Below are 23,793 nucleotides of genomic sequence, written 5' to 3' on the forward strand. Positions count from 1 at the left end.
CACACGGGAATCGATGTGATGCGCCCCTCCCACCTGTTGCCGGTCGTCGGGCTGACGTTCGGCTTGATGGCCCTCGCGCCGCTCGCACGCGGCGGCGGTCAGCCGGACGGCAAACAACCCAAACAGCCCGCGGCGCGGCTGACGCCTGCCCCGGCCGCCACGGACCCGAAGCTGCCGCCCCCGGCCAGCCTGCCCGTCACCCGCGTCGTGCTGTTCAGCGCCGGGGTGGCGTACTTCCACCGCGAAGGTGACGTGAACGGCGACGCCCGCCTCGATCTGCGGTTCGACGAGAGCGACGTCAACGACCTGCTCAAGAGTCTGGTGCTCACGGACAAGGACGGCGGGAAGGTCCGCGCAGTGACTTACGACAACCGGCTGCCGCTCGAAGTCACCCTGAAGGGGCTCGCGGTGGACGTGACCGAGAACCCGACGATGGGGCAGCTCATGCACCAGCTCCGCGGCGAGAAGGTCGAGGTCGCGGACAAGGGCGGGGTCGTCACCGTCGGGCAGATCGTGAGCGTCGAGCGCCAGCCGGTGCCCGCGACGGGGCCGGACCCGGGCGAGATCATGAACCTGCTCACCGACGACGGGCTGCAAACCGCCGAGCTGAAGCAGCTCAAGCGGATCAAGTTCGTGCGGGCCGAAATGCAGGCGGAGTTCAAGAAGGCGCTGGAGCTGCTCGCGACGGCCCGCGGCGACAACAAGAAGGCCGTGTCCGTGATGTTCAGCGGGGCCGGCAAGCGCAAGGTCGCGGTGGGCTACGTCGCCGAGGCGCCGCTCTGGAAGCCGAGCTACCGGCTGTCGGTCGAGGACAAGGGGGCCACGCGCATCCAGGGCTGGGCGACCGTCGAGAACACCACCGACGAGGACTGGAACAACGTGAAGATCGGGCTCGTGGCCGGCCGGCCGATGTCGTTCCAGATGGACCTGTACGACCCGCTGTTCGTGCCGCGCCCGATGGTCGAACCGGACCTGTTCGCGTCGCTGCGCCCGCCGATGTACCAGGGCGGGCTGAACCCGCTCGCGAACCCGATGGGCATGGCGATGGGCAACAACGGCGGCAACCCGGCGATGGGCCAGAACGCGAACGGGCCGGGCGGCGGGTTCGCCGGGAATTTTCAGGGAGGCGCGAACGTTCTCGGCGGTCAATTCGGCGGCGGGTTCACCGGCATCCAAGGCGGCCAGATCGGCCAGTTCGGCAACCTCGGCGGCCAGTTCGGCATCCAGGGCGGTAACCAGCTCGGCAACTTCGGCGTTTACCCGACGCGGGTGCCGCGGCCCAACATCCGCAACCTGCACGGCGACCGGCTGACCTACACCGAGTACGTTAACCGCGTTCGTGGGAACCCGACCCCGCCCGATCCCGACCAACCCGTCCAGCAGACGGTGCGCGACCCGCTCGACAAGAAGGCCGGGGCGCTCGCCGTGGCCGACGGCGCGCTGGGCGACATGTTCGAGTACACGATCGAGGAGCCGATCACGCTCGCGAAACAAAAGTCCGCGCTCGTGCCGCTCGTGAACGAGGCGGTCGAGGGGACGCGGGTGAGCATCTACAACGCGCAAACGCTGGCCAAGTACCCGCTCCTGGGGCTGAAGCTCGTGAACAAGACGAAGCTGCACCTCGCGCAGGGGCCGGTCACGGTGTACGACGGCGGCACGTTCGCCGGCGACGCGCGGCTCCCGGACATCAAGCCGAACGAGACGCGGCTCATCAGCTACGCCATCGATCTCGGTACGGAAGTGGTGCCGCAGGTCGCTCCGATCCAGCGCACGGTCCTGTCGGCCGCGGTCGCGGACGGGTTCCTGACGATCCGCTCCGGGCAGAAGAAAACGACGACGTACCTCGTCCGCAACCGCAACCCGCGGGACCGTGTGGTCATCGTCGAGCACCCGGTGGGCACGGAATGGAAGCTCGTCAGCCCCGCGAAGCCGGACGACCGTACCCGGAGCTTTTACCGGTTCGAGGTGCCCGTGAAGGCCGGGGCGCTGGGCACGCTGGAAGTCACGGAAGAGGCGCCCGGGACCGAGAACCGCAACCTCACGGCGGCCAGCGGCGATCAGCTCCGCGACTACGCCGCCCTGAAAGACGCGAAGCCGGCGGTGCGCGAGGTATTCAAGAAACTGCTGGACTTGCGCGGCAAAGTGGAAGACGTGCAGAAGGGGATCGCGGAGGAACAGGCGGCCCTCAAGGAAATCGCTGACGACCAGGAGCGGCTCCGCAAGAACATCGAGCGGGCGCCGAAGGAGTCGGAGACCTTCAAGCGGTACCTGAAGAAGTTCGACGACCAGGAGACCGAGATCGAGAAGCGCCAGACGCGCCTGCGCGAACTGAAGGCCGAGCTGGTCAAGCACGAGAAGGCGCTGAAGGAGTACGCCGAGACCGCGAAGGCCGAGTAGCCTTCGGCTCGCTTCCCCTGGGACCGCGGGCGTCCCGCCCGCTGCTGCTCGCATGGCGTCGCTTGGCGGTCGTCCGCCGAGCGATACCACAGGGACACCCAGGCGGGCGGGACGCCCGCGGTCCCAGGGGAAAGGCATTCTTTCCGAGACGAACACGTTTGCGGGTGTTGGACGCCCGACCTGCCGCGCGCCGAACCCACTTGAGCGACCTTCGTTACTTCTGTCGCTGGCCTCGGTGAGGCCGGCGATACCGCCCGTAGCGCGCCGGCCTCACCGAGCCAGCGACAGAAGACCGATCGGCCCATGCACTTCGGGACGCCACCCGCGCCCCAACTCTGATCCCCAGTGATACACTAAACAGGAACGAGTTCCTCTCTCGCTCCGACGGAGTACGCGATATGGCCGGCCCCGCACTTCCCATGGACGACCGCGACGGCGTCATCTGGTACAACGGCAACCTCGTCCCGTGGCGCGAGGCCAAGGCCCACGTCCTCATTCACAGCCTGCACTACGGCAACTCCGTGTTCGAGGGCGAGCGGATCTACAACGGCAAGGTGTTCAAGCTCCGCGAGCACTCCGAGCGGCTCCACAAGTCGGCCAACATGCTGGCCTACGAGCTGCCCTACAGCGTCGAAGAGCTCGACCGCGCGACCGAACTGGTCGTGAAGGAGAACAAGCTCGACTCGGGGTACGTCCGGCCGCTCGCGTGGCGCGGCGCCGAGGTGATCGGCGTGTCCGCCATCGGCACGAAGGTACACGTGATGATCGCGGCGTTCCCGTGGGGCGCGTACTACGGGCAGAAGGCCATCAAGCTCGTCACCAGCCGCTGGAAGCGGCCCAGCCCGGAAAGCTCCCCCGCCGGGAGCAAGGCCGCCGGGCTGTACATCATCTGCACGCTCGCCAAGGACGAGGCGCTCGCCGCCGGCGTGCAGGACGCGCTCATGCACGACTACAAGGGCCGCCTCTCCGAGGCGACCGGAGCGAACCTGTTCCTCGCCATCAACGGCGAGCTGCACACGCCGACCACCGAGACCATCCTCAACGGCATCACCCGCCAGACGGTGATGGAACTGGCCCGCAAGCGCGGGATCAAGGTCGTCGAGCGCGAGATCTGGCCGGACGAACTCGCCAAGGCCAGCGAGGTGTTCCTCACCGGCACCGCCGTCGAGGTGCAGCCCGTGAGCGCGATCGACAAGCAGGAGTTCGAGGTCGGCCCGATCACACAGCAAATGATCGCGGATTACTCTGCGCTCGTGCGAAGCTAATCGGGCGGCCGAACAAGGCACTTTTCGACAGGATGAACAGGACACACAGGATCAAGACAGAACTCGGTCTTGTCTTCAATCCTGTGTGTCCTGTTCATCCTGTCAAAAACTCTGGTACCTCATGCTCTCCGCCGTCACTATCTCGCTCGTGCCGGAAGCCCGCGGCGGTCCCTTTGTGTACTGGGACGACCTGGCCGAAGGGTGCCGCGAAGCCGCCGCCCGCGGGTTCGACGCGGTCGAGGTGTTCCCCCCGGGCGCGGACGCGGTCGACCCCCTGGTGCTCCGCTCCCTGCTCGACGAACACGGCCTCGCGCTCGCGGCCGTGGGCACCGGGGCCGGGTGGGTGAAGCACAAGCTCTCGCTCACCTCACCGGACGCTACCGTTCGTGACAAAGCGATCGCGTTCGTGAAGTCGATCATGGACCTGGCCGCGCGGTTCGAGGCGCCCGCCATCATCGGTTCGATGCAGGGGCGCTGGGGCGACGGCGTCACCAAGCCGGAAGCGCTCCGGTACCTCGGTCACGCGCTGTTCAAGCTGGACGCGCACGCCGCCGACCTCGGCACCACGCTCCTCTACGAACCGCTGAACCGGTACGAGACCAACCTCGTCAACACGCTCGCCGACGCCGTCACCCTGCTGAACGCGATCGGCGCGGAGCGGGTGAAGATCCTCGCCGACCTGTACCACATGAACATTGAGGAGACGAACCTCGCCGACGCGATCCGCGGCGCCGGTTCGCGGATCGGGCACGTCCACTTCGCCGACTCCAACCGCCGCGCCGCCGGGCTGGGCCATACGGACTTCGCGCCGGTCGTCGCGACGCTGGTGGAAATCGGGTACGCGGGTTACCTGTCGGCCGAGATCCTCCCGCTGCCCGACGCGGACACCGCCGCCCGCCAGACCGTCGCCGCGTTCCGCCGCCTCGTCGGGTGACGCGCCGGAGCGTCCGCCGTCCCCCACCTTCTTTCTCTTCTCTCGGGCCGCTCACACCGCGCAGCTTCAAGCGCGCGGGACGCCTGAAACTTGAGCCAAAACGCTTGACTCTCGGCGGAAGCGGAGTTATAGCCGCCCCGCTTTCTCACACACACTCTACGCGGGGCCCAACGGCCCCAGGAGACGGAAAGCTCGGGGCCGCTGGGGCGGTTCCGGGCGCACTCGCGCCGGCAGCGGCGCCGCGGGACGGTCCGCGGCGCATGGGGGCTTGTGCCGGCGTCCCGTTTCCCAGCGCAGGGGCAAAGGAGGCCATTGGTGTTCCAGGATAAGAAGTGGAACTGGAAGCGGGTGGCGGCCAACCTGCTGCTGGTGCCGGTGCTGACCGGGGGGACGGTCGCCATCGTGCAGGCCCAGTTCGGCAAGGACCGGGCCGACGCGCCGAAGATGCCGGCGATGGGCGCACCGGCCCGCACCGGGGGCGCGCCCGCGGCCAGCGGCGACCCGAAGCAGCTCCTCAAGGACGGCCGGAAGGCCCTCGCAGACGGGCGCTTCGCGGACGCCCGCGATCTGGCGCAGGCCGCCGAGGCGCACAACCCGGGCGGCAAGTGGGGGCTGTTCGACGACACCCCGGCCGCCCTCCGCAAGGACATCGAGTCGGGCCAGGCCAAGGCCAACAGGGCGCAGTCCGAGCAGCTCGTGAAGCAGGCGAAGGCGACCGCCGCCAAGCCCGCCGCCAACGACGCCGAGCGCGCCTACAACCTGGACCTCGCCATCCAGATGGCGAAGAAGGCCGACCAGCTCCACGGCCCGTACTCGTCGTGGGACCTCGGCGACCGTGCCGACAAGCTGGTGAAGGAGCTCCAGACCGCCCGGGCCAAGTACAAGGTCGCCCCGGCGGGCGGCACCGCCGTCGCCGGCGCGCAGCCCGCGGGGGCGGGGGCCGCGGCCGCCCGGCCCGCCGGGACGGGCGCCCTGCCGCCGGTCACCAGCGCCGCCTACACCCCGGCCGGGGGCGCGGACGCGGGCAAGAAGCAGACCGCGACCAAGCTGCTCGCCGAGGGCCGCGCCCTGGCGGACAAGGGCGACTTCATGGCCGCGAAGGCCAAGTTCGCCGAGGCCGACCGGGTCGGCGCGAGCTTCGACGCGAAGGAGTTCTCGCCGGGCTTCGCGCTGCAAGACCTGAACGCCCGCGGGACCGCCGCGATCGACCAACTGGTCCGCGACGCGCAGGCCGCCAGCGCCCAGAAGGACTTCGCGAAGGCGAACGCGGCGCTGACCAACGCGACCGCCGTCGCGGCCACCCTCGGGCTGTTCCCGAAGCCGATCGTGGAGGCCAAGCAGGCCCTGTGGGTCGCGTCGAACGGGCAGTTCGGCATGGCCGCGCCGGGCGGCACGGTCGCCGCCGGCGGGCCGGAGTATTTGGTGCCCGCCGGCCCGGTCGGCGACACCGCGCCGGCGGTCCCGCCGGGCACCGCGACCGTGTACGGCGGCAAGCCGGCCGCGCCGGGCGGGGCCGCGACCGGGCGGCAACTGCTCGACCAGGCCGCCTACGAGTTCAAGCAGGGCCAGTACGACACCGCGCACCGGCTCGCGGTCCAGGCCCACAACCTGGGCGGGGTGCAGGACGAGGCCCGCGCGCTGCTCAACAGCATCGACAGCGAGAAGCTGGCCGGCAAGAAGCGCGAGGCCGTCGCCACGATGGCGAACGCGAAGGCCGCGTTCGCCAACAAAGAGTACAAGCAGACGTTCAACGTGCTGGTGCTGGTGGACGGCAACCTGCTCACGGCGGACCTGAAGGCCGACCGCGACCGGATGATGACCGCCTGTAAGGCGGAGCTGGACAAGGGCAACAAGCTCGACAGCGGCGTCGCGCTCGCCAGCGGCGTCCAGCCGCCGGACGTGGGGGCGCCCGCGGCCGAGCCGCTCCCCGGCGGGGTGAGCCCGGCCCCGACCAACCCGCCGGGCACCGCCCGCGTCGGGTCCGACAGCGCCGGCTCGGCCGACGCGCTCAAGAAGGTGCAGTTCCAGAAGCTGCGCAGCGACGGGCTGAAGGTCCAGTCGGACGCGCAGGCCGCGTTCGGCCGCGGCGAGACCGACCTCGCCATGCAGATGCTCGTGGACTACTCGAACCGCGTCCGGGCCTCCGGCCTCGACACCTCGAGCGCCGCGCTGCTGCTCCGCCCGGTGGACGCCCGCCTCGACACGTTCCGGCTGCTCAAGAGCCGGACGGACGCCGAGGCCCGTCAGGAGAAGGACAAGCGGGACGCGAAGGAGCGGATCGTCGGCCGCGGGATCGCGGAAGAGGAGCGCAAGAAGGAAGTCGCGCAGCTCGTCCGCCGGTCCAACGAGCTGATGAAGAAGGGCACCCCGGAGGGGTACGAGGGCGCCGAGAAGCTCGCGCTGCAGGCCAAGCAGCTCGACTCGGACGACCCGGCCGTGTCCGCGCTGTACGAGACGATCAAGCTGCACCGCCGGGTGAAGGAGGCGGAGAAGGCGAAGGCCGACCGCGAGACGTTCTTCAAGTACGGGCTGGACGATGGCGAGAAGATGGGCCGGCTGGTCACTACCGACAACCCGGTGGCGATCGAGCTGAAGCGGCTCGAGCGGGCCAGCCTGCGCGGGTCCGGCAACGACCTGCACATCAAGACCCGGACGCCGGCCGCGTACGAGATCGAGATGCGCCTGGACAAGCCGGTGACGGCCGAGTTCCGGCAGACCCCGCTCGACCAGGCGATCAAGAACCTGCAGACGCTCACCGGCGTGCCGATGTGGCTCGACGTGAACGCGCTCCAGGCCGAGCAGATCAGCGAGGTGCAGCCCGTCAACTTCGACGTGGGCACCGCGCTCGCGGCCAAGAACGTGCTGCTGTGCGTCCTGGAGTCGGCCGGGCTGAGCTACGTCATCGAGAACGACGTGGTGAAGATCACCACGACGAAGAAGGCCAAGGGCCGGCTCTACACGAAGGTGTTCTCGGTGGCCGACCTGGTCACCCCGGTGCCGAACTTCGCGCTGCCCGACTACGCGAACTTCGACAAGATGCTGAACAAGAACCCGCTGAACACCGGCAACCTGATGATGTCGGGCGTGAACATGCCGGCGGGCGGCATGGCCGGCGGGCTCGGCGGCGGGGTCCCGGCGGGCCTGAAGGGCGAACTGGCGACCACCCCGGGCATCCAGGGCGGGGCGCCGTTCGGTCCGGGCGGCACGATGCAGACGAACCCGCTGGGCGCGTCCTCGAACGTGGTCAACGGGTCCAACAGCAAGCACGAGCAGCTCATCAAGCTCATCACGAGCATGATTCGCCCGTACACGTGGGACGGGGCCGGCGGCGGCGGCAAGGTCGAGTTCTTCGACCTCGGCAGCGCGCTGGTGGTGAACCAGACGGCCGACGTGATCGTCGAAGTGTCGGACCTGCTCGAGGCGCTCCGCCGGCTGCAGGACCTGGCGATCGCGGTCGAGATCCGGATCGTGTCGCTGGCCGAGTCGTTCTTCGAGCGGATGGGCGTCGACTTCTCGGTGAACATCAAGACCAACACGAGCAGCTTCGAGCCCGCGCTGACCAGCGGCACGTTCCGCCCGCAGCCGTACATCAACGACATCAACAACAAGGGCACGACCGTCGGCCTGACGCCGGCCGGGTCGTTCACCCCGGACCTGGACGTGCCGATCCGGGCCACCAGCTTCAACCGCGCGATCCCCGGGTTCGGGAACTACCCGAACACGCCGGGCAACAACGGCGGCATCTCGCTCGGCCTCGCGTTCCTCAACGACATCCAGGTGTACACGTTCCTGGAAATGGCGCAGGGGGACCAGCGGTCGAACATCATGCAGGCCCCGAAGCTGACCATGTTCAACGGCCAGACCGCGACCCTGACGGTGGCCGAGACGCAGTTCTTCGTGACCAACGTGCAGGTGGTCTCGGTGAACGGCCAGATCGTGTTCATCCCGCAGCAGCAGCAGCTCCCGTCGAGCGGGCAGGGCACGCTGAGCATCACGGTGCAGGCGGTGGTGTCGGCGGACCGCCGGTTCGTGCGGCTCAACCTGCCGGTGCAGTTGGGCGTGCAGGCCGGGGCCGCGGTGCCGCTGTTCCCGATCACCACGTTCATCACGCCGGTGTTCGAGGGCGGCAGCCAGGGCCAGCCGATCCCGTTCACCCAGTTCCTGCAACAGCCGTCGTTCACGCTGCTCGACATCCAGACCACCGTGGTGTGCCCGGACGGCGGCACGGTGCTCCTGGGCGGGCTGAAGCGGCTGAGCGAGAGCCGGAACGAGTTCGGGCCGCCGTTCCTGTCGAAGATCCCGTACCTGAACCGGCTGTTCAAGAACGTCGGCGTGGGCCGCGAGACCACGCACCTGATGATCATGGTGACCCCGCGCATCATCATCAACGCGGAAGAAGAGATCTTCCAGACCGAGGGCGGTCGCGGCCTGGGCAACTGATCGGAATGCCGTTAGCGTGACAACCTTCAGGCCCGCGAGCGCTGCTCGCGGGCCGCTTTCGTTGGAGCGCACGATTTCGGCTCATGTCTTTGTGGCACAGACATTCCTGCAGCAACGTCGAAGACGATGGCTTAGGCCGCCCGCAATTACGCCTCTGGCTCCTCACGTCCCCCGCCTTCGGCCCGGCCGCCGCACCGCCGAACATCATCAGGCGACTTCGCAAATTGCGAAATTCTGCCTTGTTGTTTCGCTAATTGCGAAGTGTCATATTAGGTGTGAGGTCGAACCCGTGGTGGATGCCGGACCGTGGTAGTGATCGCTCTCAAACGTCTGCGAGACTTCTGGGAGAGTCACCCCGACGCCGAAACCTCGTTGCGGGTGTGGTACGCGGCGACCGAAGCGGCGGACTGGTCGAACTTCTCCGACGTGCGAGCCACGTTCGGGAACGCGAGCATCGTCGGTAGCTGCGTGGTGTTCAACAGCGGGGGCAACAAGTACCGACTCGTCACTCGCATCAGGTATCAGACCCGCACGGTGTTCGTGCTGCGGGTCATGACGCACGCCGAGTACGATGATCAGGAAAAGTGGCAGGCGGACTGCGGGTGTCACAAGCCGGCACCGCCGAAGGGGCCGCGTCCGGTCAAGAAATCGCCCAAGAAAAAGGGGAGCTAACCGATGCCCGCGGCAAACCAAAAGTCGATGCCCGATTCGTACTTTGGGCTCGTTCGGCAGTTCCCTTTGCTCTGCCCCACGAGCGACAGCGAACTCGATGCCGCGTTAATGGTCATCGACGATCTTCTTACCCAAGAACTCGACGAGGGCGGCGAGGCGTATCTGAGTGCGCTAACGGCGCTAGTCCACGCCTACGAGCGTGAGCACCACGCGATTCCGGGGGCGACTCCTGCCGAAGTGCTGCGCGAGCTGGTGTCGGCCAACGACTTAACTGCGACCGAACTCGCCAAACGCGCCGGTATTGCCCTTTCGACGGTGTCGGCGTTGATGTCTGGCAAGCGCCGCCCGACGCCAGAACAAATGGCTTCGCTGGCCGGTATTTTCAAGGTGCATCCGGGTGTATTTCTCCCGACCAGCACTCTGCCTCGCCAGCCACAGTAACCCTTCACTACTTGGCGCGACCGCCGCAATCAGCGATACTCCTTCGCATCGCCCAACGGACGTGAGGCGGTGCGGGAGGGGCAGAGATGCGTGCGGTGTGGTGTGGCGGTTTTGACCGCGGCGATTGGTTGCGGGAAGAAGGCGAGCCCGACAACGGGCGGATCGGTGCAGAACGCGCCGGCGGGCGAGGTGCCGGCGCCGCGAGAGGTCGTTGCCGAACCCAAGCAGATTCTCAAGAGCCCCGACAACTCGCCACCGATTCCGGTGGACACTCTGAAACTTATCAACGAGTACAAGGACCGAGAGATTGCCGCAGACGCGAAGTACCGCGGCAAACTCGTCGAAACCAAAGTCGATGTGCGCAAAACGGGCCGCACCGAGTCTGGCGAGCCGTACATCGGTTCCGTGTACGGGTCCGATCGGCCGGACCCGCCGATCATCTACCACGTGTTCCCGAAAGACCGAGAGGCTGAAGTCGCGGCGCTCAAGCTCGGCGAAGTGGTCACCATCGTCGGCACTTGTGCCGGTCGTGTCAACGACGGGAAGTCCCGAATGGTTCGGGGGCTCGAATTTCACATCCGGGTCGACGACTGCAAAGTCACCAAGTAATCAGTTCGGTTGCTTCACGTGCTTGAACATGGTGTTGGGGTCTGTCTCTTCAATGGGCCACTTCGAGAGCGGGTCGCTCGTGTTCTGCGTTTGAATCCCGAACCACTTCCAAGTCACTGAGTGCAGGTAAGCGCGGTACGCGCGCCTTGTTGTTGTCGTTCGGGTCCGTGTCCAGGATCACAGAGACGCGAACCCCCGAGCGGGTGTCGCTTTTCGTTGCTCCACTGCGCCACTCTGGACCGCCGCTTGTCGGCGTGCCATTATGAACGTCCGCCCGCGTGAGGTTGCAACCGTATGACCGGCCCCGTTCCTCTCCCGGCCCCCTTTGCGCTCTTGGGAACGCCCGGCGGGTTGGCACACGCGCGGTCGGCGAAGCGGCGCGGCCCCCACCACGTCTGCGCTTCTTCCTGGCACGCCGTTCCCGCCCCACTCGCCGCGGGCGACTGCGGCCCGCGGTGCCGGTCCGGCCGGACGCCCCGCGTTGGCGCCGTCAGAGTGTGGTATACGGCCCGCACCGCAGCCGCTAATGTAGGCCGTGCCGCCGCACGTTCTGACGGTGTGATGGCCTGCGAGGGCTGAACCGCAGCACGATCGCTCGCCTCATACCCGATTCCTGTTCGCTCTCGACCGCCAAGGACTTCCCGCATGCCCGCGCCGAAGATGCTGTCCGGGTTGCCCAAGCCGGTACTGTTCGGGTTGTACGGAGCTGTCGGCGGGTTGCTGGGGGCGCTGCTGTTCGGCGAACTCATCATGCTGGCGCTCGGCCCCAAAATCGCCACCGCCGCCCTACCGCCGCCGCCCGAACCGCGGCTCGCGGTGAGCGCGCCGACCGCCGTTCAGATTTACCAGGGTGGTACGAACAAGGTGCTGGTGCAGATCGCCCGCGACGCGTTCGAGGGCGATGTCGCCGTTCGCATCGACGGACTGCCCCCCGGGGTGAGTGCGTCCGCCCCGGACGTCACCATACCCGCGAATCGGACTGACGGCGAAATCGAACTCGCCGCCGCGTTCGGAGGTGCAGTCGGTGCCGGGCCGCAAAACTTGAAGGTGGTCGCGACCGCAAAGGCCGGCGAGAAAACGGTCACAGCGGAGTCGGCGCCGTTCCCGATCACGACGCTGGCCTCCCCGATGCCACAAGCCGACATCGTGTTCGTGCTGGACGTGACCGGCAGCATGCAGAACCAGATCGACGGGCTCAAGAACGGGATCGGCACGTTCTCGCGCGACCTCGAACGCGCCAAAGTGGACGCCCGGTTCGGTTGCGTGGCTTTCCGCGACTTGACGATGCCCGAGCGCGACCCGGTCACGTATCCGTCGCTCCAGGTGCTCAAGTTCCAGGGCGACGCCTTCACCGCGGACGCGGCCAAGTTCGCCGCCGCGGTGGGGCGGCAGCGTGCGGCGGGCGGCGGCGACGATCCCGAGAGCAGCCTGGAGGCGATTATTGAGGCGAGCAAGTTCGACTTCCGCAAGGGGGCGGTGCGGACACTCATCCTCATCACCGACGCCGCGCCCAAGAGCGTGCAGGGGTTGGGAGCGAGCCTCCGGTCCGCGTCCGACGCGCTGGCCGCTCACAAAGTCGATCTGCTGCACTTGGTTATCAACTCTCCCGGGCACGATGAGTACGTGGAACTCCAGCGATCGGCCCTCGGGGTGCCCGGCGAGAAGGGCGGCGGGCGCGGAAAGGTGTTCAACCTCGACCGCACCGCCAGCGACGCCACGGCCTTCACGACCGTGCTGCTGCCCGAGATGACCAAGGCGGTTATCGCGGCGGCCGAGGCGAAGCCCACGAGTCGGCCGGACCTGCCCAAGCAAGAGGTCGCGCCGCCCGAGCTGAAGACCATCAAGGCGGTACAATCGAACCAAACCTACGACGCCGCTTCGACCGGGCAACTCGTTTTGGCGGTGAGCGTGTGGACCGGGGCGATTGCGGCCCTCGTTTGCCTCTTCCTCCTGGGCGGACAGCAGCACTACCTGCGCGGCACGCTGCCATCGGCCGGGGGAGCGGTCGCGGGGCTCGCGGGCGGCGCGGCGGTGGGGCTCGTCGGCGGCGCCGCGGGCCAGGGGTTGTTCTTGCTCGCTCCCGACAACCCCATACTCGGCGTCATCTTTCGTGTGTTGGGCTGGACCATCCTGGGCGCACTGGCGGGCGCCGGGCTGTCGCTCTTCGTTCCCAACTTGAAACCCAAATACGGGTTGGCGGGCGGTGCGGCGGGCGGTGCGGCCGGGGCGATCGGGTACATCGTGGTCGCGTCGGCGGCGAGCGCGGTTCTGGGCCGGCTCGCGGGCGGGTTGGCGCTGGGGCTTTGCATCGGGCTGATGGTCGCGGTGGTCGAAGCGGCCTTCCGCAGCGCATGGCTCGAAGTTCGGTACGGCCCGCGCGAGACGGTGACGGTGAACCTCGGTGCGGAACCGGTCAAGATCGGCGGCGACGCGCGGGCCTGCACCGTGTGGGCGCGCGGGGCCGCGGCCGTCGCACTGCGGTACTTCATTCGGGACGGCCGGGTGATCTGCACCGACGTTCCCGCGCGCGAAGAGGCGGAGGTCACGAACGGCGACACCCGCGAAGTCGGAAACGTGACCGTGGTTGTGCGCACGGGGAGCGGCGCCCGGCCGCCCGCGCCCCCGGCACCGCGCCCCGCCGCGCCGCCGATTCCGAAGGCGAAGCCGGCTCCGAAGCCGTTGGATCTCGACGAGGACGACGGGCTTCCGCTCCCAATGCCGGCTTCGCCTCCGCCCGCCGCCCCGCGTGCTGCGACCCCGTTCGCGCCTCCGCCGGTGCCGCCGCGCCCGTCGGCTCCACCGCTGGCGGGGCGTCCGCCGGCCCCGCAGTCGCCGACGGCCCGCCCCCCGGTCGCGCCCGTACCGACGCCACCGGCCGCGCCGGCGCCCAAGCCGCCCACGCGCGACCCGGACGCCTGTCCGGTCTGCGGGCGCAAGAACCCGGGGCGGCCCGGGTCGCGGTACTGCATGGTCTGCGATCAGACTTACTGATTCCGGTGGTCGTTCGGTGGCGAGTTGGTGCGGCGCTGTAACGAGGGTTACAGCGCCACGCCGGTGGTATCGCGACTGGTCGCGGACTGGGCATCCGCTACCGTCCGACTACCAACTCGCTGGGTGGGTGCTACCCACAAATTCCGCAGGCAAACGAGCCTGTGTTCTGCCGAACCGCGCCCCGACCGCTGGTGTCTGTCGAATGCCCGTTCGCGCCGCGAGAGCTTGCTGTGTCACACCCGACGCCTTCAACCAACGGACTGCCGCGAGCGACGTGGGCGCACCTCACCGAGGACCAACTTCTGCGGCAGTGCGAGGTGGACACCTACCGGGCGAGTGGTCCGGGCGGCCAGAAGCGCAACAAAACCAGCTCCGCGGTGCGGTTGCGGCACGCCCCGACCGGTCTCATTGTGATCGCCGAGGAGAGCCGGTCGCAGCACGAGAACAAAGCCAAAGCCCTGAAGCGGCTGTGGCACGCGCTGTTTCTGGAGCTGCGCGACCCCCTGCCACCCGAACCCACGCCCGAACAGATCGCGGCCCTCCCCGACTACACTGACGCACGCAGCGCAGACGGCCGCCTCAACCTGAGTGCAAAGAACCCGCGGTTTTGGTTGGCGGTCGGGGTGGCGCTGGATGTGTTCGCGGCGGTCGAGGCCCGCGCCGCGGACGCCGCGACTCTGCTCGGCGTTTCGACCGGTAACCTGATCGACTTCCTGCAAACCGACCCGAAAGTGTGGCAGGAGGCGAACCGGCTTCGTACCGCTCACGGACACAAAGCCCTGCGGTGAGGCGAGCGCCGGTTGCGTCGTGCCGCTCACGGAATCGGGTGGGCCGCGCGTCGGTGGTTGTGTATCGTGTGTGAAGACCGGCGCCCGCCTCGGGCGCCGGCCACCCTACCATTCCGCTCGGGTGATTCGATGCCGCCGGGCTTTTCCTGGATCGACCAACCGCGACTCGCGGCGCTGGCCCGCCCGCGGTCGGCGGACGATTTGCTCTGGCTGCGCCGCCACGGGATCGACGTACTGGTGTCGCTCACGGAGAACCCACTGCCGCGGAACTGGCTCAACGACGCCGGACTTCTGGCGGTGTCGGTGCCGGTTCCCGACATGGAGCCTCCGAGCCAGCGCCAGTTCGACCACGTTCTGGCTACCTTAAAGCGGGCGCACGACTCGCAAATGGGGGTGGCGATTCACTGCGCCGCCGGGCTCGGGCGCACCGGGACCGTCCTGGCCGCGTACTTCGTGAGCACCGGGTTGAGCGCACGCGACGCGCTGCGCAAAGTGCGGGAGCTGCGCCCCGGGTCGGTGGAAACACTCGACCAGGAGCGCGCGATCGAGCAGTACGCCAAGAAATTTGCCGTGCCCGACTCGGACGTGTCCGCCGCTGAGTAGGTCGGAAAACGCTCGGCCCGTTCCGTGTTCGGGACCCGCACCGCTTCCGCAAATCGGCTCGCCCGCTCCGGCTTTCTTCACACCGATGTGACGAATCTTTCACACGTTACTTATCGCAACGTTCCGTGTGGGGCGATACAACCACCTTCTGCACCCACCCCAGCCTCTGCGACTCATCGCCGATGAACCCATTCTCCGCGTTCGGCTCGTTGGTCGGACTGTTTGCCGTCGTTAGCAGTATCGGGTGGCTCGTCGCGCCGAAACCGGTCGACCACGCCGCCCCGGCCGCGCCGCCGACACGACCGGTGAAATTTGCGGTGCTGGTCGTGTTCGACCAGATGCGGGGGGACTTTCTCGAACGCTGGCGGCCGCTGTTCGGCCCCAACGGGTTCGCCCGGCTCCAGCGCGACGGGGCGTGGTTCACCCGCTGCCATTATCCGTATGGGGTCACGGTGACCGGCCCCGGTCACGCCTCGATACTGACCGGGACGTGCGGCGACACCCACGGCATCGTTAACAACGAGTGGCTGGAGTCGGGCCAGGAGGTGTACTGTGCCGGGAGCGAGCGGTACGATCTCGTGCCCCCGGCGCCGAAGTTCCCGGCCGATCCGACCGAGAAACCGAAGAACCCGCCCGCCAAACCCAAGCCGAAGGCGGTCGGCACGCCCGAGCGCTTGCTGAGCGAAACGGTCGCGGACGTGCTGAAACAGGCGCACGGGCCGAAGGCGAAAGTGTTCGGGCTGTCGCTCAAGGACCGGTCGGCGATTCTCCCGACCGGCAAACGGCCGGACGGCGCGTTCTGGTTCTACGGCACGTTCGGCACCTCGACCTACTACGGCGACCGTGTGCCCAAGTGGGTTGCGGATTTCAACGCCTCGAAGGTCGCCGACCGGTGGTTCGGGCACCCATGGGAGCGGTCCCGTCCGACCCTGGATTACGTGCGCTGGAGCGGCCCGGACGACGTTCGCGGTGAGGGCGGCGGGGTCGGGCAAGGGGGCGCGTTCCCGCACCCGACGACCGGCGGCCGGCCGGTGCTCGGGGCGAAGTACTATGAAGCGCTTGCCAACTCGCCCTACGGCAACGATCTGTTGCTGGAGTTCGCGAAGTCCTGCATCAGCGCCGAGGGGCTCGGCACCGACGACACCCCTGACCTGCTCGTGGTGAGCTTTTCGTCGAACGACCTGATCGGGCACACCTGGGGGCCGGACTCGCAGGAGGTGCTCGACGTTACACTCCGCTCGGACGCGCTCATGGCGGACTTCCTCGAATTCCTGGATGAGAAAGTCGGGAAGGGGCAGTACCTGATGGGGATCACGGCGGACCACGGCGTTTGCCCACTCCCGGAGCGGACCGGCGCCCCCCGGGTGAGTACCACGGAGCTTACAAAACTGGTCAACGCGCACCTGTCGAAAAAGTACCCTGCGCTGATCTCGGCGACCGACAAGGACGCGCGGTGGGTGGAGTCGATCCAGTTCCCGTGGCTCCACCTGAGCGAGCGGGTCGTCAAGGCGAGCGGGCGCCCGAAGTCCGAAGTCGTTGCCGAAACCGCCAAGGCGCTCCGCGGGCACAAGCACGTGCTGCGCACCCTGACCGCCGAAGAACTGTCGGGTACGGTCCCGGAGTCGGACGTGATCGCGACCCGCATGAAGCGGTCGTTTTATCCATCGCGCTGTGGTGATTTGGCGATTGTCCTGGTGCCGTACGCGCTACCCGGGAGTACCCCGACAGGCACAACGCACGGTTCGCCGTTCAACTACGACACGCATGCGCCTCTGCTGGTGTACGGTCCGGGGATTCGCGGCGGGGCTCGCACGGAACCGACCACGCCGCAAGCGATGGCGAGCATTTTTGCGAAGTGGTTGAACGTGCGTCGGCCGAAAGATGCGCAGTTCCCGGTGCCGGAAACGTTGGAATAGTGCGGACACTGGGCGCCACGGTCTGGGCTGATTGTGTCTGTTTCTTGTGACACGGACACTCCTATCTGTGCGGCTTTTTCGCCCAGCATAGACCGGAGTGTCCGTGTCACAAAAACATCAGCCAAAAACGGGCGCCAGCAATCGGACCGTGAATGAGGCGCCCGGTGACCGCTTCGGTATCAGATGTCACCGAAACGCGCGGTGCCCAACGGCATCGTGAACTTGTTCAGCACCGCTTCATGTGCGCCGAACAATAGCGCCCAAAATGCGTCGCCCTCGGTGCGGGGCTGTGCCGGCGACGCGGGCGGTTCGCTCACGACCGCGGGAGATTCGGGGAGGAAGTGGTCGCGGGTCACCGGGTCGATTTCGCGCCCCTCGACGTGTGGGCGCGGCTGCAACCCCGGCGGGGCTGCCGACACCGCGCCGACCGCTGACACCACGCACACACAGCCCAGCAAAACGCGCCGCAACATCCGTTGGCACCCGTGAGAGCGAACGACGAGCGGCGCGGTCCTTCGCGCCCCCGTCCGAGTTCGTCGGAGGGCAGGGGCATACCCGCTCGCCGCCGGGGCCGCAACGGCAATGCGTCGGCAGATGGGGTTGCAACGGACTTGACGCCGGCGGTAACATTCTCCGCTCGGCGCCCAACCCCTCGCCTCCGGTGAAAGGACTCGCCCGGAAACGGCACGGATGATGGCCGAACCGAACACCTCGTCGTCTCGAGTTGCCGCCCTCGACAATCTACGCGTTGTCGCCATGTTCCTCGGACTGGTGACGCACGGCGTGCTGCCGTACACCGCGACCGGTCTGATCGGGTTTCCGGTGCGCGATCACACCCGGCACGCCGCCGCCGACGTGTGCTTCTTCGCGGTCCACGACTTTCGTATGCAACTGTTTTTCTTGTTGGCCGGGTTCGGAGCGTGCGCGCTGGCGTCCCGGCGCGGGGCCAGTGAACTGGTCCGGAACCGGCTCGCGCGTGTCGCCCTGCCGCTGGCCCTCGCGGTACTGATTCTGTGCCCGGCGCTGCACCTGATTTTTGCTGCGCACACCGCCACCCGCGGGGCCACGTGGGCCGCTGACGGGGCCGGCGGCTGGGTCGGCCCGAACTTTCATTTGTGGTTTCTGTACTACTTGCTGATGTGTTGTGCGGTGTGGGTCGCGATCCGTTCCATCGGATTGCGCCTTCCGTTTGGCATCGTGTGCGCCTTTGATGCGTTAGCCCGGCGCGCACTCGCTTCACGGTGGAAGGTGCCTGCTGTCGCCGCTATTGCGGTTCCGGTGCTGTGGGACATGCCGGCGTGGTGGATCGACACCCCGAAGGGCTGGGGGCCGGACATCACGGTGCTGGCGTACTACCTCGGGTTCTTTTTTGTTGGGGCGCTTCTCCACCGGCACCGGGACATGCTCGCGACCGTCGGTCGGCGGTGGGCGGTTCGGCTCGCTGTTGCGAACGTCGTGGTGCTCCCGCTGATGCTGAAACTGACCGTTACAGGTAACTGGGCGGAAGAAGAACGCGACACCGACCCGGCACGCTTGGCCGTGTGGAAGGCGGTCGCGATATTCGTCGGCGGGCTGTACACCTGGCTGATGATCGGCGGGTTGATCGGACTGTTTCAGCGGTACTTCGCCGCGGGCGGGCCGCGGTGGGCGTACCTGGCGGACGCGTCGTACTGGTGCTACCTCATCGGGTTCCCGGTGCAGGCGGCGTTTCAGGTGTGGTTCGCCCCGACCACGTTGCCGGTGGTCGCCGAGTTCTTGCTTGTGTGTGTGTTCACACTTGCGGTGTCACTGGCGAGCTACGAGTTGGGTGTGCGGCACACGCGACTCGGCGTGTTGCTGAACGGAAAGCGCCCGAAACGGGATCGCGGTCGGGTACCGGAACCGGTGCGCGACACACGACCGCGCCCGGTCCCGGCGGTTCACGTCGGTTAATCCATGAGCTTGCGGAACTCCTCGAACAGGTAGCTCGAATCGTGCGGTCCGGCTGCCGCTTCGGGGTGGTACTGTACGCTGAACACCGGCAGCGTCGTGTGCCGTAACCCTTCCAGGGTGTTATCGTTCAGGTTGATGTGCGTCGGTTGCACGTCTTTCGGGAGCGTGGTGGGGTCCACCGCGAACCCGTGATTCTGCGTGGTGATCTCGATCTGCTTCGTGAGCTCGTTCCGCACCGGCTGGTTCGCCCCGCGGTGACCGAACTTCAGTTTGAAGGTGCTCGCGCCCAGCGCGAGGCCCAAGAGTTGGTGGCCGAGGCAGATTCCGAAAAGGGGCTTCTTCGGGATCAGTTGCTTGACCGTGTTGATGGCGTAGCCCACCGCGGCGGGGTCGCCGGGGCCGTTGGAGAGGAAGATCCCGTCCGGGTTGTGTGCGAGCACTTCGTCCGCGCTCGCGGTCCCCGGGACGACGGTCACGTCGCACCCGACCTGTGTGAGGCAGCGCAGGATGTTCCACTTCATCCCGTAATCGATCGCCACGACCTTCTTGGTGGCCGGGCGGTGCGGGAGCACGTGGTCCGCGAACGCGCCGAACCCCTTGTCCCACTTGAATGACTGCTTTGGTACCACTTCGGAAACTAAATCACGCCCCTCCATGCCGGGGAAGGCCCGCGCCTTCGCGACCAGGGAGGCGTCATCAAGGTCGGCGGTGGACAGGATGCCGTTCATCGACCCGCGGACGCGGAGCCGGCGCACAAGCGCCCGCGTGTCGATGCCCTCAATGCCGACGACGTTGCTGGCCTTGAGGTAGCTGTCCAGGTCGCGGTCGGAGCGGAAGTTGCTTGGCACGCGGGTCAGCTCGCGGACGATGAACCCGGCGACGCGGACCGCGTTCGACTCCTCGTCGTCGGCGGTGGTGCCGTAGTTCCCGATGAGCGGGTACGTCATCGTGACGATCTGTCCGGTGTACGAAGGGTCGGTGAGGACCTCTTGGTAGCCCGCCATGGAGGTGTTGAACACCACCTCGCCGAGGGTCTCGCCGGTCGCGCCGAACCCACGACCGGTGAACACGGTTCCGTCCGCCAGAGCCAGTTTCGCGTGCATGTGCTGCTATTCGTCTCTCTAGAGGTAAAGCGGCGCAAACTAGATGAATGATACGGACGGGGCGACCGATCGGATATCATAACGGGAACGATTCACGCCCCCGGAACGTCGAAACGACGGCCCTCGGCCCCTCGCCGGAAGGCCGGAACGGTGAAGAGCGAAGCCATGCCGACCCCACTCGACCGCCGCAAGTTCTTCGGTTCGGCCGCCGCCCTGTCGCTGTCGGCGGCGAGTTACGCGAACGTCGCGGGGAGCAACGCGCGCGTCCGGGTCGGCTTCCTGGGGTGCGGCGGGCGCGCGCAAGCGCACATCGACCTCGTGAACAAGTTCGCGGCGGAGGGGAAGCCCGTTCAGGCGGTCGCGGTGTGCGACGTGTGGGACGGGCTGGAAGACGAGTACGAGGTTCACTTCGGCGGGAAAGCCACCCGGCGCCGGTACGCGCAGGGGCTCCACCCGTCCGCCCGAAAGTGCGGTCTGGATCGCGCGGACAAGTCGCACGTCACGAAGGACTACCGGGTCGTGCTGGACCGCGCCGACGTGGACGCGGTGTGCATCACGACCCCGGACCACTGGCACGGGCGCATGACGCTCGACGCGCTTTCCGCCGGCAAGGACGTGTACGTCGAGAAGCCCATGACCCGCACCGCCGAGGAAGCGGTCGCTGTGGTGGACGCGTGGCGCCACACCGGGCGGGTGGTGACCGTGGGCGCGCAGTCGATGGCCGATGGTGTGTGGATGCGGGCGTTCGACGCGATCCGGACGGGCGCGATCGGGCACGTGGCGCACGCGCAAACAGGGTTCTTCCGTAACGACGTGCGCGGTCAATGGCGGTTCTATCGGCTCGCGCAGCAGATGACGCCCAAGACCGTGGACTGGGACCTGTTCCTTGGACACCAGTTCGAGTGCGCCGGCCGGCGGGTCGGGCCGACTCCGCGGGAGCAGCCGTTCGACCGCGCCACGTTCGCCCAGTGGCGGTGCCAGTGGCCGTTTTCGGGCGGGCCGTTCACCGACATGCTCTCGCATTACCTCACGCGCATGAACGCCGCGATGGGCGTGCGGTTCCCGGCGCGGGTGGCCGCGGGCGGCGGGCTGTACCTCGAAACCGACGGGCGGGACGTGCCCGATGTGAGTACCGTCGTTGCCGACTACGACGAAGGCTGTCAGCTCGTGGCGACCGCCACCACCCTGAGCGGCTACCCGATGGAAGATGTGATCCGCGGGCGGCTGGGCGCGATCAAGTTCGTGAAGGGCGGGTTCCAGGTGTTCCGCGACGACCCGACCCGCGGCGCCAGCTTCCCGCCGCGGATGGAATCGGCACCGGAACCGTCGTCGTTTGTGGCCGTCGAGCCGCCGCGCAACGACACCGAAGCGATGTGGGGCAATTTCCTGGAGTGCATCCAGACGCGGCGGCAAAGCACCTTTTGCCCGCCGGATCTGGGTGCGGTTGCGGTCACGACCGCGGCGATGGCGGTGGAGAGCTACCGGACGGGTTCGGCGCTGTTCTGGGACAACGAGAAGCGGCAGATCGTACCGGCCGACCCGAGTTGGGCCGAGCGCGGAGAGCAGCGGAGCCGCCAGCGCGCGAAGCCGAATCAGATCTTCGGTTGGAGCGGCGGTGACGGTGGCGTCGTACAGCCGCCGTCCTATCAGTCGCTGGCCGGGCCGTGGCTGAACGGCAAAGATCCGGCCAGGTAAAAGCACACCGACCCGTTGCGGTCGCGGCTCCGCAGTTCGGAGTCGCGACCGCAGCGGGCCGGTTTTTACGTTGATCGAGATGTCGATCAGTTTCGGTTGCTGAGGCTCGTGGCGGCCGACTCTGTGGGGGCCGGCAGGTTCAGCTTGGTCACCGCGGTGTCCGCTGTGCCGATCATGTCGCGGAGCGTTTTGCGGAACGTGTCATACTGCCCCTGAAGGGCGTCCCGCTCGCCGGTACGGGCTTTCACTTCTGCCTTGAGTGCGTCGCGCTCGGCCGCAGCGGCCGAGTTGGCGTCTGCCAGCGCCTTCTTTTGTGTGGCTACGTTCTGTTCGGCCGCGAGCAGCTTTTGCCGCAGTTGCTCGCGTGTGGTGATCGCGCTGCGGTACTCTTCTTCCAGCTTTTCGAGCTTCGTGTTCTGGATTGCGGCCGTGCTCGGGGTATCCGGCGCTTTCATGCACCCGTAGGCGCCGAGGGTGGTGACGAGCAGGAACGCAAGTATGCGGACGGAGCGGGTCATCAGTTGTTTCTCCTGCGATCCCCGGCGCGACCGGGGGCGAACGGGCGGAACGGGATCTCCGAACGGCTTCGATTACCCCGTTTGCTTCGGCAGATGTAGATGACCCACTTCACGTAAACCGATCCGTCTTCCTGACCGGCAGAGTCGACTGGCTATCCGTGTGTATCGTTGAGCACGGTTGTGCGGCCCCGCGCCTACTCGTCCGCATTGCCGTGGAACAAACCCAAGTAGCTGTGATACCGACGAGAGGTAATAAGCCGCCGGGCTACGGCGTCCTTCACCGCGCAATTTAGCTCGTGCGTGTGGGTGCAGTCCGGGAAGCTGCACAGCGGTACAAAGGGTCGGAACTCGGGAAAGTACCCTTCCATTTCTTCCGGCCGCGCGTCCCAGAGCTGGAGCTGCCGCACACCTGGCGTGTCCACGACCCACCCGCCGAAGTTGAGTTTGATGAGCTGCGAATAAGTGGTGGTGTGGCGCCCCTTTTGGTTGACCTCGCTGACCGATTTGACCGCCAGCGCCAAGTCCGGTTGCACCGCGTTGAGGAGCGACGACTTGCCCACGCCCGATTGCCCGGAGAATACGGTCGAGCGGCCGCGCAACTGTTCCTGTAACCGGGGAATGCCGTAGCCGGTGCGGGCGCTGCACAGGTAGACCGGTACGCCCATCTGGGCATACAGCCCGATGAGCGGCTGAAGTTCGGTGGGGTCGGTGAGCAGGTCGGCCTTGTTCAGGCACAGTACGGGTTTCAGCCCGCCCTGCTGGGCCGCCGCGAGGTAGCGGTCGATCAGGTGCGGCTTCAGGCTCGGCTCGACCAGCGACATCACGATGACGAGCTGATCGACGTTCGCGACGAGCACGTGCTCGCGGCGCCGGCTGGCGCGGGTGAGCACCCCGTGCCGCGGCTCGACGCGCTCGATCATGCCTTCCTGAGGTGCCGACAGGCCGTCGCTCGTTGGCGGCTGCGGCGCGGCGTCGTCCGGCTCGCCGTTTCCGGCGTCGTCGGTCGGGCTGGGCGCGGGAGCCCGGCCGCTGGTGCCCGTGCCCGCGGGCCGGATCCACACCACGTCCCCGGTGGTTACGACGCTGCGCTCGTCGGTCGCGAGGCTTTTGAGCAGCCGGCGCACGGCACAGCGGAAGACGCGGCCGTCGTCGGTTTCCACGACCGACGCGAGCCCGTGGACCCGCAGCACGCGCCCGCGCAGGCACTCGCCCACGTTCACCGCGGGCATGGCGGTGCCGTTCGCGGCCTCGTCCTGAACGACGGTGCGGTAGCGCGAAATCGCGCCCTTCGCGCGCACCCGCTCGTTGGTTCGGGCGTCGTCGGCGCGGCCGTCACCTTCCTTGAAGTCGCGGGTGATGTCGTTCTCGCGTGGCGGCTTCTCGCGGTTCTTCCGGAGTTCGACGCGCACCTTTTTCTTCTTGCTCATGGGGGCATCTTAACCGGTTGGGGGTGGTTCCGCTGCGCAGCGCGCGGGACCGGGTTGATGGC

17 protein-coding genes are annotated in these 23,793 nt (G+C 67.5%); 13 read left to right on the forward strand and 4 right to left on the reverse strand.

Going from position 1 to position 23,793, the window contains the following annotated elements:
• Positions 1-18: 18 nt before the first annotated feature.
• From GobsT_RS00670 to GobsT_RS00720, 11 genes are all read left to right on the forward strand, one after another.
• Positions 19-2,397 (forward strand): DUF4139 domain-containing protein, encoded by a 2,379-nt coding sequence (locus GobsT_RS00670; RefSeq protein WP_010047851.1) that lies wholly within the window; start codon positions 19-21, stop codon positions 2,395-2,397.
• Between the two features lie 398 nt (positions 2,398-2,795).
• Positions 2,796-3,662 (forward strand): branched-chain amino acid aminotransferase, encoded by an 867-nt coding sequence (locus tag GobsT_RS00675; protein WP_010053537.1) that lies wholly within the window; start codon positions 2,796-2,798, stop codon positions 3,660-3,662.
• A 121-nt stretch (positions 3,663-3,783) separates the two neighbouring features.
• On the forward strand, positions 3,784-4,596 hold the full coding sequence (locus GobsT_RS00680; protein WP_109571363.1) for a sugar phosphate isomerase/epimerase family protein: 813 nt from the start codon (positions 3,784-3,786) through the stop codon (positions 4,594-4,596).
• A gap of 315 nt (positions 4,597-4,911) precedes the next feature.
• Complete coding sequence (locus GobsT_RS00685; protein WP_010041420.1) at positions 4,912-9,036, forward strand: type II secretion system protein GspD; 4,125 nt, start codon at positions 4,912-4,914, stop codon at positions 9,034-9,036.
• A gap of 312 nt (positions 9,037-9,348) precedes the next feature.
• The gene (locus tag GobsT_RS00690; protein ID WP_010041419.1) at positions 9,349-9,708 is read left to right on the forward strand and encodes a type II toxin-antitoxin system HigB family toxin; all 360 of its coding nucleotides are present in this window, start codon (positions 9,349-9,351) and stop codon (positions 9,706-9,708) included.
• Between the two features lie 3 nt (positions 9,709-9,711).
• Positions 9,712-10,149, forward strand: coding sequence for a helix-turn-helix domain-containing protein (locus tag GobsT_RS00695; protein WP_010041418.1), 438 nt, complete (start codon positions 9,712-9,714; stop codon positions 10,147-10,149).
• A 102-nt stretch (positions 10,150-10,251) separates the two neighbouring features.
• On the forward strand, positions 10,252-10,758 hold the full coding sequence (locus tag GobsT_RS00700) for an OB-fold protein (RefSeq protein ID WP_010041417.1): 507 nt from the start codon (positions 10,252-10,254) through the stop codon (positions 10,756-10,758).
• A gap of 645 nt (positions 10,759-11,403) precedes the next feature.
• Entirely contained in the window at positions 11,404-13,749 is a 2,346-nt protein-coding gene (locus GobsT_RS00705) for a vWA domain-containing protein (protein ID WP_010041414.1), read from the forward strand.
• 230 nt (positions 13,750-13,979) lie between these two features.
• Positions 13,980-14,537, forward strand: coding sequence for a peptide chain release factor family protein (locus tag GobsT_RS40895; RefSeq protein WP_010041412.1), 558 nt, complete (start codon positions 13,980-13,982; stop codon positions 14,535-14,537).
• A 129-nt stretch (positions 14,538-14,666) separates the two neighbouring features.
• The gene (locus tag GobsT_RS00715; protein ID WP_010041410.1) at positions 14,667-15,140 is read left to right on the forward strand and encodes a phosphatase domain-containing protein; all 474 of its coding nucleotides are present in this window, start codon (positions 14,667-14,669) and stop codon (positions 15,138-15,140) included.
• A gap of 182 nt (positions 15,141-15,322) precedes the next feature.
• Positions 15,323-17,056: an alkaline phosphatase family protein gene (locus GobsT_RS00720; protein ID WP_010041408.1), complete on the forward strand. Its 1,734-nt coding sequence runs from the start codon at positions 15,323-15,325 to the stop codon at positions 17,054-17,056.
• 179 nt (positions 17,057-17,235) lie between these two features.
• On the opposite strand, the gene GobsT_RS00725 is transcribed toward GobsT_RS00720, so the two are convergent.
• On the reverse strand, positions 17,236-17,529 hold the full coding sequence (locus tag GobsT_RS00725) for a hypothetical protein (protein ID WP_010041406.1): 294 nt from the start codon (positions 17,527-17,529) through the stop codon (positions 17,236-17,238).
• A gap of 220 nt (positions 17,530-17,749) precedes the next feature.
• Here GobsT_RS00725 and GobsT_RS00730 point away from each other — a divergent pair, with 220 nt between their 5' ends.
• Entirely contained in the window at positions 17,750-18,988 is a 1,239-nt protein-coding gene (locus tag GobsT_RS00730; protein WP_261344336.1) for an acyltransferase family protein, read from the forward strand.
• On the opposite strand, the gene carA is transcribed toward GobsT_RS00730, so the two are convergent.
• Positions 18,985-20,091: a glutamine-hydrolyzing carbamoyl-phosphate synthase small subunit gene (gene carA, locus GobsT_RS00735; protein ID WP_010041403.1), complete on the reverse strand. Its 1,107-nt coding sequence runs from the start codon at positions 20,089-20,091 to the stop codon at positions 18,985-18,987. The genes GobsT_RS00730 and carA overlap by 4 nt on opposite strands.
• Before the next feature lie 165 nt (positions 20,092-20,256).
• On the opposite strand from carA, the gene GobsT_RS00740 reads away from it, so the two are divergent.
• On the forward strand, positions 20,257-21,786 hold the full coding sequence (locus tag GobsT_RS00740) for a Gfo/Idh/MocA family protein (protein WP_033198488.1): 1,530 nt from the start codon (positions 20,257-20,259) through the stop codon (positions 21,784-21,786).
• A gap of 86 nt (positions 21,787-21,872) precedes the next feature.
• Here GobsT_RS00740 and GobsT_RS00745 read toward each other — a convergent pair whose 3' ends face one another.
• Together GobsT_RS00745 and rsgA are read right to left on the reverse strand one after the other, a co-directional pair.
• Positions 21,873-22,304: a hypothetical protein gene (locus GobsT_RS00745; protein ID WP_010041400.1), complete on the reverse strand. Its 432-nt coding sequence runs from the start codon at positions 22,302-22,304 to the stop codon at positions 21,873-21,875.
• Between the two features lie 194 nt (positions 22,305-22,498).
• Complete coding sequence (gene rsgA / locus GobsT_RS39240; RefSeq protein WP_010041399.1) at positions 22,499-23,731, reverse strand: ribosome small subunit-dependent GTPase A; 1,233 nt, start codon at positions 23,729-23,731, stop codon at positions 22,499-22,501.
• Positions 23,732-23,793: the final 62 nt, after the last annotated feature.

The organism is Gemmata obscuriglobus (assembly GCF_008065095.1).
GTDB classification, from domain to species: domain Bacteria; phylum Planctomycetota; class Planctomycetia; order Gemmatales; family Gemmataceae; genus Gemmata; species Gemmata obscuriglobus.